Here is a 13,217-nt window from a genome sequence, read left to right as displayed (position 1 = left end):
GGGGACAACCTTCCAAGATCGCCTAAGCGCCGGGGGAGGAGACAGTACCGTTCGTGATCAAGGAGTCACGTTCAGGTGATCCCTGGGAATGGCGGTCATCGGCAGCTGGTTGGGCTGCATCGTGGCTTTCACCTTGGCGTAGACGCGTTTTCCCGGTACCGGGACGAGCCGCCAGCGCGCGCCGATGGTGGCCGCGACGACGGCGATCTCGGTCTGGGCGAAGAAGTGGCCGGGGCAGAACCGGGCGCCCGCGCCGAACGGGATGTAGGCGCCCCTGGGCAGCTGGGCCACCCGCTCCGGAAGCCAGCGGTCCGGGTCGAAGCGCTCCGGATCGGGGTAGAACTCCGGGTTCCGGTGCAAGGTGTGCTGGCTGACCGCGACCTCGGTGCCCTTCGGGATGGGCACTCCGCCGATCTCCACGTCCTCGCGGGTGCGGCGCATCAGGATCACCGGCGGGGTGCGGCGCAGGACCTCGTTGATGATCCGCTGCGTGTACTCCAGCTTCGGCAGGTCGGCGAAGGTGACCGGGTTCCCGCCGAGCACCTCGTCGATCTCGGCGTGGAAGCGGCGCTCGATCTCCGGTTGCCGCGCGATCTCGTGGAAGAACCAGGCGAGCGCGACCGCGGTGGTCTCGGCCCCCGTGGTGAGGATCGTGATCACCTCGTCGTGCACCTGCTCGTCGGTCATCGACTCGCCGGTCTCGGGGTCCGTGGCCAGCAGCAGCGTGGAGAGCAGGTCTCCGTGGTCGGTCCCGTCGGCCCGCGCGGCCTCGATCGCCGCGGGGATCGCGGTGCGCAGGCGGGCCGCGGCGGCATCGAAGCGGCGGTTGGCCGGGATCGGCAGTTTCTCCACCAGGCGCGGGGAGAACGCCCGCACCAGCACGTTCTCCAGCATGATCGGGATGGACCGGCGGATCTCGGCGAGCACGTCCTCGCCCAGCTCGGTGGAGAACAGGGTCCGGCCCGCGATGCCCAGCGCCAGGTCCTGCATCCGCTGGTCCACCTCGACGACCTGGCCCGGGCGCCAGCTCGCGGACAGCTCCGCGGCCAGCGCGGTGATCGTGGACTCGGTGTAGCCCTCGATCCTGGCGCGGCCGAAGGCGGGCAGCACCATCCGCCGCTGCCGCTGGTTGAACGCGCCGTTGGAGGTGGCCAGTCCGTCGCCGAAGAGCGGGCGCATCTTGTCGAAGACGATGCCCTTGTCGAACTTGTCCGCCTCACCGGCGAGCACCTGCCACGCCAGTTCCGGCGTGGTGACCAGGTAGACCGGCAGCGGACCGAGGAAGATCCGGACGATCTCGCCGTGCTCGCGCAGGGAGGCCAGGAAGCGCACCGGCCCGCGCAGCATCGGCACCGTGTGGCCGAGGAGGGGTAACCGACCGGGAACCACTGGGGCTGTGCCCATGCCACCGCCTTCACCGGGATCGTGTCGAGCGGTCACACTAGGTAGTGTTCCACGTGGCCCGCGATGATCTCGCGGGAACATCCACACGATCGGATGTCGAGGTGAACCGGTGACCGGCAGCCTGAGCTGGGTTCCGCCCGAGGTCGACCCGTCCGTGCCCAGCCCCGCCCGGGTCTACGACTACTGGCTGGGCGGCGGGCACAACTTCTCCGCCGACCGCGAGCTGGCCGAGAAGATCCTCGCGATCATGCCCGGCATCCGCGACGCCACCCGGCTCAACCGCGCGTTCCTGCGGCGCGCGGCGTTGTTCATGGTCGAGTCCGGGGTGCGCCAGTTCCTCGACGTCGGCTCGGGCATCCCGACCGTCGGCAACCTGCACGAGATCGTCCAGGCCGTGCAGCCGGACTGCCGCGTGGTCTACGTCGACAAGGACCCGGTGGCCGTCGCGCACGCGCGGCTGCTGCTTGAGGACAACCCCCGCACGGGTGTGGTCCAGGCCGATCTCCGTGACGTGGAAGGGATCCTGGGCTCTCCGGAGGTTCGCGAGCAGATCGACTTCGACCAGCCGGTCGGGCTGATGATGTTGCTGCTGCTGCACTTCGTGCCGGATTCCTGGGACCCGGTCGGCATCCTCGCGCGCTACCGCGACCGCCTCGCCCCCGGCAGCTTCCTCGCGCTCTCGCACGTGGCGGGCGACTCCGGTGCCTCGCGCCTGAACGAGGCCGTCGAGGTGTACAAGTCCAGCCAGAACCTGCCCTACGTCCGCGACCACGACGGCGTGATCCGGTTCTTCGAGGGCTTCGAGCTGGTGGAGCCGGGCCTGGTCGGCTGCGCGCTGTGGCGGCCGGAGGGGGCGGGCGACGTCACCGACAACCCGGAGATCAACGCGCTGCCGTACGCGGGAGTCGGCCGCAAACCCTGACGTGCCCTTACGCACCGAATGAGTCATTCGGTGCGTTGAAGTACCTCAATGACTCATTCGGTGCGTAAGCACGGGTGGGACGGCGGGGGTGCGACGGGGGCGCGGGGGGATGTCGGGGTCGCTCGTAGGATCGGGCGCATGGCTTCCCCCGAGACCCGCCCGGAAGTGGACGTGCTCAACCGCGTCTTCGGCTACGACTCCTTCCGCGGGGACCAGCAGGCCATCGTCGAGCACGTGGTCTCCGGCGGCGACGCGCTCGTGCTGATGCCGACCGGCGGCGGGAAATCCCTGTGCTACCAGGTGCCCGCGCTGGTCAGGAAGGGCGTCGGCGTCGTCATCTCGCCGCTGATCGCGCTGATGCAGGACCAGGTCGACGCGCTCACCGCGCTCGGGGTGAAGGCCGGTTTCCTCAACTCCACCCAGGACGCCCGGCAGCGCCGCGAGGTGGAGTCGGCGTTCCTCTCCGGTGAGCTGGACCTGCTCTACCTCGCCCCGGAGCGGTTGCGGGTGGAGTCGACGGTGCGGTTGCTGGAGCGCGGCACCCTCTCGCTGTTCGCCATCGACGAGGCGCACTGCGTCTCCCAGTGGGGCCACGACTTCCGGCCGGACTACCTGGCGCTGTCGGAGCTGCACGAGCGCTGGCCGGAGGTGCCGCGCATCGCGCTCACCGCCACGGCGACCAAGGCGACGCACGCCGAGATCGCGACGCGGCTCAACCTGACCGAGGCCAAGCACTTCGTCTCCAGCTTCGACCGGCCGAACATCCAGTACCGGATCGTGCTCAAGGACCGGGGCGAGCAGCAGCTGCTGAACTTCATCCGCACCGAGCACCCGGGCGACGCCGGCATCGTCTACCGGCTGTCCAGGGCGAAGGTGGAGAAGACGGCGGAGTTCCTGAACCAGAACGGGATTCCGGCCGTGCCGTACCACGCGGGGCTGGACGCGGCCACGCGCGCGAAGCACCAGGCGCGGTTCCTCCGCGAGGACGGGCTGGTCGTGGTCGCCACGATCGCCTTCGGCATGGGCATCGACAAGCCCGACGTGCGCTTCGTGGCCCACCTCGACCTGCCGAAGTCCATCGAGGGCTACTACCAGGAGACCGGCCGCGCGGGGCGGGACGGACTGCCGTCGACCGCGTGGATGGCCTACGGGCTGGCCGACGTGGTGCAGCAGCGGCAGATGATCGAGACCTCGGAGGGCGACCGCGCGCACCGCAGGAAGCTGGCGATCCACCTCGACGCCATGCTCGCGCTGTGCGAGACGGTGCAGTGCCGCCGCGTGCAGCTGCTCAACTACTTCGGCCAGACCGGCACGGCGTGCGACAACTGCGACACCTGCCTGAACCCGCCGGAGTCGTGGGACGGCACGATCGCGGCGCAGAAGGTGCTCTCCGCGGTGTTCCGGCTGGACCGCGAGCGCGGGCAGAAGTTCGGCGCGGCGCAGATCGTGGACATCCTGCTCGGCAAGCGCACGGCCAAGGTCGAGCAGTACCGGCACGACCAGCTCTCGGTGTTCGGCATCGGCACCGAGCTGGACGGCACGGAGTGGCACGGCGTGATCCGGCAGCTGCTCGCGCACGGTCTGCTCGGCGTCGAGGGCGAGTACAGCACCTACGTGCTCACCGAGGCCAGCGCGGAGGTGCTGGGCCGCAAGCGGGAGGTCATGCTGCGGCGCGAGCCGAAGCGCGCGCCGCGACCGGCGAAGGCCGCGCGGAGCAAGGCCGCCGCCGTCGAGCTGCCTGCCGAGGCGGCGCCGGTGTTCGAGCAGCTGCGCGCGTGGCGGGCCGCGGCCGCGAAGGAGCAGGGCGTGCCCGCGTACGTGATCTTCCACGACGCGACGCTGCGGCAGATCGCCACCGAGGCGCCGAAGACGCTGGCCGAGCTGGGCACGGTGAACGGGGTCGGCGAGAACAAGCTGGCCCGTTACGGCCAGCAGATCCTCGACACGCTGGGGGCGTGACACGCGTCTGGATCGTCGGTGTTCGGCCGTCCCCGAACGGGGCCGAGGCGGCCGCGCGCGGCGTTGTACCGTGAATCGATTGATCATGGCTGTGGACGTTGTGGAGAAATCCCATCAGCACGACCGGGAGTCCCGGTACCGACCGGGCAAAACAGGGACGCAGAGCGGTGCGGCCGGACCCCGCCTCCGGTCCCGTCGCCGAATTCGCCGACGAGTTGTGGCGGTTGAAGCTCCGCGCGGGTGATCCCTCCTACGACTCCATGCGCACCGTCTACGGCGCGGCCGCGTCGAAGTCCTCGCTGGCCGCGGCCGCGCGCGGCCAGCACTTCCCCAGCCGGGAGACGATGTGGGAGTTCGTGCGCGCGCTCGCGGTCAACGCGCTCGGCCAGGACGCCGAAACGGTTCGCGCGGAATGGTGTGCGAAATGGGAGAGCGCCCGAGCGAGGATTGAGGGAAGCGCTTTTGTCGCACCCGCTCCGCTTCCCGTTCCGGCGCCCGTCAGGCCGGTTCGGTCATATGGCAGCGGTATCGTTCTGTTGACGATTTTACTGTTGCTCGGTGTTTTTCTGACGAGTGCGGAGCAGGTTCCCCTCGTGGCCACCGGAGTGCCGGAGCACCTGCATCGACTCGTTCCCGGTGACAACGTAGGCATGCGTCGGATGGTGAACTACCCGAATGGTGCTCTGGTGCGACCCGGAACGGATATCGTCAAGATCTGGGAACTGGTGAACGTCGGCACGGCCACCTGGACCGACCGCTATCTGGTGCGGATCGACCCGGTGCAGCCGGGCGGGTGCTCCTCGCCGGAACGCGTGCCGATCGCCATGACCAGGCCCGGCCAGTCCGTGCTCGTGGCCGCGCCGTTCCACGTCCCCGACCGGCTGGGCCAGTGCGTCGTGCGGTGGAAGATGGCCACGGCGGACGGCACCCTGTTCTTCCCCGAGAGCCTCTACGTCCAGCTGCACGTGATCATCGCCTGAGCTGCGGTTCCGCCTTTGTGCGATGACCGTGGACAACGCTCGGACACCGGCGTCTTGTCCACCGGGCCGCTGCGTTCGCAAGCTCTTCAGCCGTGCCCCCCGCGTCCCCTGTCGCGGTGGTCGGAGCGGGAACGCTCGGCCGCCGCCTCGCCCTCATGTTCGCCGACGGCGGCGCCGAGGTCCGGATCACCGATCCGGTGCCCGCGCAGGTCGCCGATGCACTGGAGTTCGTTTCCGCGCACGCGCCCGGTGCGCCGGGTGAGGTCGTCGCCGCACCGTCGGTGAAGGCCGCGGTGGACGGTGCCTGGCTCGTCGTCGAAGCCGTTCCCGAGCGGCTGGAACTCAAGTGCGAGGTGTTCGCCGAACTCGACCGGCTCACCGATCACGGCGTCATCCTCGCCAGCAATTCCTCCTCGTTCCCCACGAGCCGGATGATCGGCGGGCTGGTCTTTCCCGAGCGCGTGCTCAACACCCATTTCTACCTGCCGCCGTTGGTCAACGCGGTCGAGGTGATGTCCTCGGGGCGCACTTCTCGCGCGGTTCTGGACACCGTGCTCGGAGTCCTTCCGGAATTCGGCTTCACCCCGGTCGAGGTGCGCGCCGAGAGCACCGGCTTCATCTACAACCGGATCTGGGCCGCGGTGAAGCGCGAGGCCCTGGCGGTCGTCGCCGAGGGGGTCTCCACCCCGGCCGAGGTGGACCGGCTCTACCAGCTGGTCGTCGGGGTCTCGACCGGGCCGTTCCGGGTGATGGACCAGGTCGGGCTGGACGTCGCGCTGGACATCGAGAACGGGTACGCCGCCGAACGCCCGGGCCTGCCGGAAGGGCCCCGTTCCCTGCTGCGCGAGTACGTCGAGCAGGGGTTCCTCGGCGTGAAGAGCGGCCGCGGTTTCTACGACGACTACCGGGAAGACTCATGAGAACGCTGCCCAAGCCCGCCTTCCACCCCGCGCGGATCGCCGGGCTCGTCGAGCGCGTCCGGGAGCCCGCGCACGTTCTCGCCACCGAGAACCCGGGCGACGGCTATGGCCTGGCCATCGGCGGGCACGCGCCGCACCACCAGGTGGTGGGCATCCTCCCGCCGCTGTACCCGGAATGGCTCGGCGACCGGACGTTCGCCGAGACCCACGGCACGCGATTCCCTTACGTGGCGGGCGAAATGGCCGGTGGCATCGCCACCGTCGAGATGGTCGCGGCCATGGCGCGCGGCGGCATGCTCGGCTTCTTCGGCGCGGGCGGACTGGGCCTGCCGCGGGTGCGCGAGGCGGTCGCCGAGTTGAGGAAGTCCTTGCCGGGCCTGCCCAACTGGGGCGTCAACCTGATCCACTCGCCGAACGAGCCCGCGATCGAGAACGAGGTCGCCGACCTGCTGGTCCGCAACGCCGTGCCGTGCGTGTGCGCCTCGGCGTTCACCGACCTCACGCCCGCCGTGGTGCGCTGTTCGGCAGCCGGGCTGACCCGGGACGCACAGGGCCGGATCATCCGGCGCACCAGGATGTTCGCGAAGATCTCCCGCCCGGAGACGGCCGAGCGCTTCCTGTCCCCGGCCCCGCCGGAGCTGCTGCGCGGGCTGGTCGACCGTGGCCTGTTGACCGCGGGGGAGGCCGAACTCGCCGCGCTCGTGCCGGTCGCCGAGGACATCACAGTGGAGGCGGACAGCGGCGGGCACACCGACAACCGGCCGCTCGTGTCGCTGCTGCCGGTGATCCTTTCGTTGCGGGACGAGCTCGTTGCCCGGTTCGGCTACCAGCGGCCGGTGCGCGTCGGTGCGGCCGGCGGGATCGGCACGCCCACGGCCGTGGCAGCCGCCTTCGCCGCCGGTGCCGCGTACGTGGTGACCGGCTCGATCAACCAGGTCGCGGTCGAGTCGGGGCTGTCGGAGGCCGCGAAGGCGTTGCTCGCCGCGGCGGACCTGGCGGACGTGACGATGGCACCAGCGGCCGACATGTTCGAGCAGGGCGTGAAGGTCCAGGTGTTGCGGCGCGGCACCATGTTCGCCGCGCGGGCCACGCAGCTCTACGAGGCGTACCGGGACCACGGCTCGCTGGACGAGCTGCCCGAGCGCGTGCGCGCCCGCATCGAGCGGGACATCCTGCGGATGCCGGTCGAGCAGGCGTGGGCGGAGACCGAGCGGTTCTGGCAGGAGCGAGACCCGGTCGAGCTGTCCCGCGCCCGCGTCGACCCGAAGCACCGGATGGCCCTGGTGTTCCGGTCCTACCTCGGGCGCAGCAGCCGGTGGGCGGTCGACGGCGATCCCGAGCGGCGGACCGACTTCCAGATCTGGTGCGGACCCGCGATCGGCGCGTTCAACCGGTGGACCGCCGGGACCTTCCTCGCCGAGCAGGCCAACCGCACCGTCGTGCAGATCGCGCTGAACCTGCTGGAGGGGGCCGCGGTGATCACCCGGGCCCACCAGCTCCGCGTCTACGGCCTGCCGGTGCCGCCGGAGGCGTTCGCCTTCGCGCCGCGCCGACTGGTCTGATTCCCCGATTTCACAGGAGATTTGTTGTGGCACGCGAGAGCGCGCAACCGCCGGTGGCGATCGTCGGCCTCGGCGCGATCATGCCAGGATCGTTCGACGTAGCGGGGTTCTGGCGCACTGTCGTCGAAGGCCGTGACCTGATCACCGACGTGCCCGGCACGCACTGGCTCGTGGAGGACCACTACGACGCCGACCCGTCCGCGCCGGGCAAGACCTACGCGCGGCGCGGGGCGTTCCTCCCCGACGTGGACTTCGACCCGGTCGCCTTCGGCATCCCGCCGAACGTGCTGCCCGCGACGGACTCGGCCCAGCTGCTGTCGCTCATGGTCGCCGAGCAGGTGCTCGCCGATCTCGGCAACGGCCTCGGGGAGACCGACCGCGACCGGGTGGGCGTGATCCTGGGCGTGTCGGCGATGAAGCTGATGTCGGAGATGACCGGCTGGCTCAACCGCCCTGTGTGGCTGAAAGCGTTGCGGGAGAACGGGGTCGACGAGCCGACCGCGCAGGCGGTGTGCGACGGCATCGCCGCGCACGGTGTGGAGTGGCAGGAGGCGACCTTCCCCGGCATGCTCGGCAACGTCGTCGCCGGGCGGATCGCCAACCGCTTCGACCTGCACGGCGCTAACTACACCACCGACGCCGCCTGCGGCAGTTCGCTCGCGGCGGTGTCGGCGGCCATCGCGGAGCTGGCGCTCGGCCGCGCCGACCTGGTGCTGACCGGGGGCGTGGACACGACCAACGACATCGGCACCTTCGTCTCCTTCAGCAAGACCCCGGCGTTGTCGCCGAGCGGTGACTGCCGCCCGTTCGCCGCGGACGCCGACGGCACCATGCTCGGCGAGGGCCTGGCGATGCTCGCGCTCAAGCGGCTCGACGACGCCGAGCGCGACGGTGACCGGATCTACGCGGTGATCCGCGGCATCGGCGCGGCGTCGGACGGCCGGAGCACGGCGATCTACGCGCCGCTGCCCGAGGGCCAGGCGAGGGCGCTGCGTCGCGCGTACGAGGTGGCCGGCTACGACCCGAGCACCGTCGAACTCGTGGAGGCGCACGGCACCGGCACCATCGCGGGTGACCGCGCCGAGTTCACGTCGTTGCGCGCGGTTTTCGACGAGTCCGGGCGCGCCGACCGGCAGTGGTGCGCGCTCGGCTCGGTGAAGTCCCAGGTCGGCCACACGAAGTGCGCCGCGGGTGCGGCCGGGTTGGTGAAGGCCGCGCTCGCCCTGCACCACAAGGTGCTGCCGCCGACGATCAAGGTGGAGCGCCCCAACCCGGAGCTGGAGCTGGAGCGGACTCCCTTCTACCTCAACACCCGGGCGCGGCCGTGGGTGGGCAACTCGGTGCACCCGCGCCGTGCCGCGCTGTCGAGCTTCGGGTTCGGCGGCAGCAACTTCCACTTGACCCTGGAGGAGTACACCGGACCGGCCACGGCATGGCGGCATCGCTCGCAGCCGAGCGAACTCGTCCTGTTCAGTGCCTCCTCGTCAGATGAGCTGCTGAAGAGCTTGCGCGCCAACCGAAGCGGCTCGCTCGCCGACATCGCCCGGCGGAGCCAGCGACGCTTCCGCGCGACCGACGCGGTCCGGCTGGCGGTCGTGGCCACGGAGGTCTCCGATCTCGACCGAGCGGCCGACCTGGTCGAGAAGTCACCGGACAAGGAGTTCTCCACGCCGAATGGAGTCCATTATGGACTCTCTACTGTGGAGGGACGTACGGCGTTCCTGTTCCCCGGGCAGGGTTCGCAGTACGTCGGGATGAGCGCCGACATCACGATGCACCTGCCGGGCGCTCAGCGCGCGTGGGACCGCGTCGGTGACTTCGACAAGCAGCCGCTGCACCAGGTGGTGTTCCCGCGCCCCGCGTTCACCGATGCCGAACGTGCTGAGCAGACCGCGCTGATCACAGCGACGGAGTGGGCTCAGCCTGCGCTCGCCGCGCACAGCCTCGCGCTGCTTGAGGTGTTCGGATCGCTCGGGTTGCGGCCGGATTGCGTTGCCGGACACAGCTTCGGTGAGCTTGTCGCGTTGTGCGCAGCCGGTGCGGTCGACGAGCGTTCACTCCTGCGGATGGCGCGTCGGCGCGGTGAGCTGATGCGGGACGCGGCCGAGGTGCCGGGTGTCATGATCGCGGTGACCGCCGCGCGTGACGACGTGGAGAACGTGTTGTCGGGCATCGGGATCGCCGACGCGTGGGTGGCCAACCACAACGCACCGGACCAGGTCGTGGTCTCGGTCGGAGCGTCCTCCGCCGACGTCGTCGAGCAGAAGATGGCCGCCGAGGGCTTCACGGTGAAGCGGCTCAACACCGCGACCGCGTTCCACAGTCCTTTGGTGGCCGATGCGGCGGCCCCGTTCCTGGATTTCCTCGGCGGCATCCCGGTTTTCGAGCCTGGCGTCGAGGTGTACGGCAACGCCGACGCCGCGGTGTACCCGAGCGCACCGGAGGAGATCCGGTCGCGCGTCGCCGGGCACCTCGCGGCTCCGGTGCGCTTCGTCGAGCAGATCGAGGCGATGTACGCGGCGGGCGTCCGGCGTTTCGTCGAGGTGGGCGCGGGATCGACGCTGACCGGGCTGGTCGGCCGGGTGCTCGGTGACCGGGAGCACCTGGCCGTGGGAACGGACCGCAAGGGCCGCAACGGGATCACCAGCCTCAACGAGGCGCTGGCCCGGCTCGCGGTGAGTGGGACCGAGTTGGACTACGAGGCGTTGTGGGAGCGGAACGCACCGCTCGCGGAACCGGAGAAGGAGAGCAAGGCCAAGATGACGGTGCGCATCAACGGCGCCAACCAGGGGCGCCAGTACCCGCCCGCCGGTGGGGCTTCGGCCTTCCCCGCGCCGAACCCCGTGGCCGCTGAACCTGTTGTGGTGCAGGGTTCTGCGGAGCCCGGATGGCTCCGCGCGGTGGAGGAGAGCCAGCGGCAGACCGCGGAGGCGCACAACACCTTCCAGCAGTTGCTGGCGGAGAGCCACCTCGCGTTCCTGCGTTCCTCGGAGGCCACGCTCGCCGCGCTCCTGGGCACGCCTGGTGAGCTGCCTGCGGTCCCTGCGGCTGCCCTGGCTTCCGTCCCGGCGTCGGCACCCGCCCCTGTCGCCCCGGCGATGCCCGCCGCCCCGGCTATGCCTCCTGCTCCGGTGATGCCTGCTGCTCCGGCGATGCCTGCCGCTCCGGTGATGCCGAGTATCACCGCCATGCCCGCGCCGCCGGTGGTGGTCGAGCCCGCGGGTGATGTCGGTGCTGTGCTGCTGAACGTGGTGGCGGATCGTACGGGTTATCCGGTGGAGATGCTGGATCTGGACATGGAGCTCGAGGCGGATCTGGGGATTGATTCGATCAAGCGGGTCGAGGTGTTCTCGGCTTTGCGCAAGGAGGTTCCGGGTCTGGCTGAGGTGGACTCGGCTCGGCTCGGCGCGATGCGGACGTTGCGGGAGATCTCCACGGGGCTCGGTGGCGGCACTGCCACTCCCGGTGAGGGGGCGGGGACCGATGTCGGTGCTGTGCTGCTGAACGTGGTGGCGGATCGTACGGGTTATCCGGTGGAGATGCTGGATCTGGACATGGAGCTCGAGGCGGATCTGGGGATTGATTCGATCAAGCGGGTTGAGGTGTTCTCGGCTTTGCGCAAGGAGGTTCCGGGTCTGGCAGAGGTGGACTCCGCCCGCCTCGGCGCCCTGCGCACGCTGCGCCAGATCTCGGACGAGTTCGGTGGCACCACGGTCGAAGCCGTGACCGGGACCGCCGGGAAGACGGTGGTCCGCCGGGTGACCCGGGCCGTCGCGACTCCGGCTCCGGGGCTGGCCATGGCGGGGCTCGGCGACTTCCCGCTCTTCGTCACCGACGACGGCGGCGGGGTGGCCGAGCGCATCGCGGCGAAGCTCACCGAGCGGGGCATCGCCGCCGAGGTCGTCACCGAGGTCCCGGCCGGTGCCAACGGGGTGGTGCACCTCGGCGGGCTCGCCGAGATCAGCTCGATCGACGAGGCCCTGGCCATCCACCGCGACGCCTACCGGACGGCGTGGCGCACGGCGGCCACCTTCACCACCGACGGCGGTGTCTTCGTCACGGTTCAGGACACCGGCGGGGACTTCGGTCTCGACGGCCGCAGCCCTGGCCGGGCGTGGCTGGGCGGCATCTCCGCGCTCTCCCGCGTGGTGGCCAAGGAATGGGACCACGCCAGCGTCCGCGCCATCGACTGCGAGCGCGGTGGCCGCACCCCGGACGAGGTCGCCGAGGCGATCGTCGGCGAACTGCTCACCGGAGGGTCCACTTTGGACGCCGGGTTGCGGGCGGACGGGACCAGGCTGACCCTGCGCACCGTCACCGAGGAGCTGGACGGCACTCCGGGCACCGCAGTCGGGCCGGAGTCGGTGATCGTGGTCGGTGGCGGGGCACGCGGCGTGACGGCTCCCGGGTTGCTGGCGCTGGCGCGGTCGCACCGGCCGAAGCTGGCGATCCTCGGCCGCAGCCCGCTCGCGGACGAGCCGGATTACCTCGCCGGGATCACCGATGAGACGGCGCTGGTGCAGGCGGTCGCACAGCAGGAGCGCGCGGCGCCGGGCGTGGTGCGCGCCCGGGTCCGGAGCGTGCTGGCCAACCGCGAGGTGCACGCGAACCTGGATGCCTTGCGCGAAGCCGGATCCGAGGTCAGCTACCACGCAGTGGACATCCGTGACGGCGCGGAGGTGGCCGCCGTGCTGGACGTCGTTCGCGCGCAGTGGGGGCCGATCACCGGGCTCGTGCACGCGGCGGGCGTCATCGAGGACCACCCGCTGGTGGAGAAGACCGACGAGCAGTTCGAACGCGTCACCGGCACGAAGCTCACCGGGTTGCGCGCGTTGCTGGACGCGACCGCCGAGGACCCGCTGACCATGCTCTGCCTGTTCTCCTCGGTCGCGGGCACCTTCGGCAGCGACCGGCAGAGCGACTACGCCATGGCCAACGAGACGTTGAACCACGTCGCCGTCGCGGAGAGCGTGCGCAGGCCGGACTGCCTGGTGCGGTCCATCGCGTGGGGGCCGTGGGAGGGCGGCATGGTCGACTCCTCGCTGAAGGAGTTCTTCCGCCGCAGGGAGATCGCGCTGATCCCGCTCGACGAGGGCGGTGCCGCCTTCGCTGACGAGGTGACCGGGGCGGGCAACGACGTGCGCGTGATCGTCACCGCCGGCGAGGGCGTCGCTGTGATGACCGGCCGCAACCAGGACCCGCCCGCGGTCGAGGTGCGCGACCACGCCGGGACCGGCGTGTCCGTCGAGACCGCGGCGGAGTGGATGATCCGGGCAGCTCGTTCGTGGTTCCCCGACCTCGGGATCGTCCTCGGGGACGTGCGGGAGCTGAGCCCCCTGGCCGGTTCGGGCGGCCGGATTCCTGTGCGCGGCAAGCGGATCGACGCGACGGCGGTGGACATCGAGGTCGGCGACGAGCCGAGCTTCCGCGCCCGCCTCCAGTTCCAGTGACCCGGGAGGGGAACAGCAGC

General features: G+C 70.6%; 7 protein-coding genes. 6 read left to right on the top strand and 1 reads right to left on the bottom strand.

Features of this window, described 5'->3' with window-relative positions:
• Window positions 1-57: 57 nt before the first annotated feature.
• Window positions 58-1,404 carry a cytochrome P450 gene (locus BLT28_RS16930; RefSeq protein ID WP_030430333.1) on the bottom strand — a complete coding sequence of 449 codons (1,347 nt, stop codon included), beginning with the start codon at window positions 1,402-1,404 and terminating at the stop codon, window positions 58-60.
• A 109-nt stretch (window positions 1,405-1,513) separates the two neighbouring features.
• Between BLT28_RS16930 and BLT28_RS16925 the strand changes: the two genes are divergently transcribed.
• The 6 genes from BLT28_RS16925 (at window position 1,514) to BLT28_RS16900 (ending at window position 13,197) form a co-directional block, all read left to right on the top strand.
• Window positions 1,514-2,326 (top strand): SAM-dependent methyltransferase, encoded by an 813-nt coding sequence (locus BLT28_RS16925; RefSeq protein ID WP_030430332.1) that lies wholly within the window; start codon window positions 1,514-1,516, stop codon window positions 2,324-2,326.
• A 138-nt stretch (window positions 2,327-2,464) separates the two neighbouring features.
• The gene (recQ, locus tag BLT28_RS16920; protein ID WP_030430331.1) at window positions 2,465-4,285 is read left to right on the top strand and encodes a DNA helicase RecQ; all 1,821 of its coding nucleotides are present in this window, start codon (window positions 2,465-2,467) and stop codon (window positions 4,283-4,285) included.
• A 167-nt stretch (window positions 4,286-4,452) separates the two neighbouring features.
• Window positions 4,453-5,265 (top strand): NBR1-Ig-like domain-containing protein, encoded by an 813-nt coding sequence (locus tag BLT28_RS16915; RefSeq protein ID WP_043812047.1) that lies wholly within the window; start codon window positions 4,453-4,455, stop codon window positions 5,263-5,265.
• Between the two features lie 92 nt (window positions 5,266-5,357).
• Window positions 5,358-6,185: a 3-hydroxyacyl-CoA dehydrogenase family protein gene (locus tag BLT28_RS16910; RefSeq protein ID WP_043812043.1), complete on the top strand. Its 828-nt coding sequence runs from the start codon at window positions 5,358-5,360 to the stop codon at window positions 6,183-6,185.
• Window positions 6,182-7,747 carry a PfaD family polyunsaturated fatty acid/polyketide biosynthesis protein gene (locus BLT28_RS16905; RefSeq protein WP_030430328.1) on the top strand — a complete coding sequence of 522 codons (1,566 nt, stop codon included), beginning with the start codon at window positions 6,182-6,184 and terminating at the stop codon, window positions 7,745-7,747. The genes BLT28_RS16910 and BLT28_RS16905 overlap by 4 nt, the downstream gene beginning before the upstream one ends.
• Before the next feature lie 26 nt (window positions 7,748-7,773).
• Window positions 7,774-13,197 (top strand): type I polyketide synthase, encoded by a 5,424-nt coding sequence (locus BLT28_RS16900; RefSeq protein ID WP_083383755.1) that lies wholly within the window; start codon window positions 7,774-7,776, stop codon window positions 13,195-13,197.
• The last annotated feature ends 20 nt before the right edge of the window (window positions 13,198-13,217 follow it).

This window comes from Allokutzneria albata, from assembly GCF_900103775.1.
GTDB lineage: Bacteria > Actinomycetota > Actinomycetes > Mycobacteriales > Pseudonocardiaceae > Allokutzneria > Allokutzneria albata.
The sequence above is the reverse complement of the archived record's forward strand: the minus strand, read 5'-3'. Positions and strand labels throughout refer to the sequence as shown.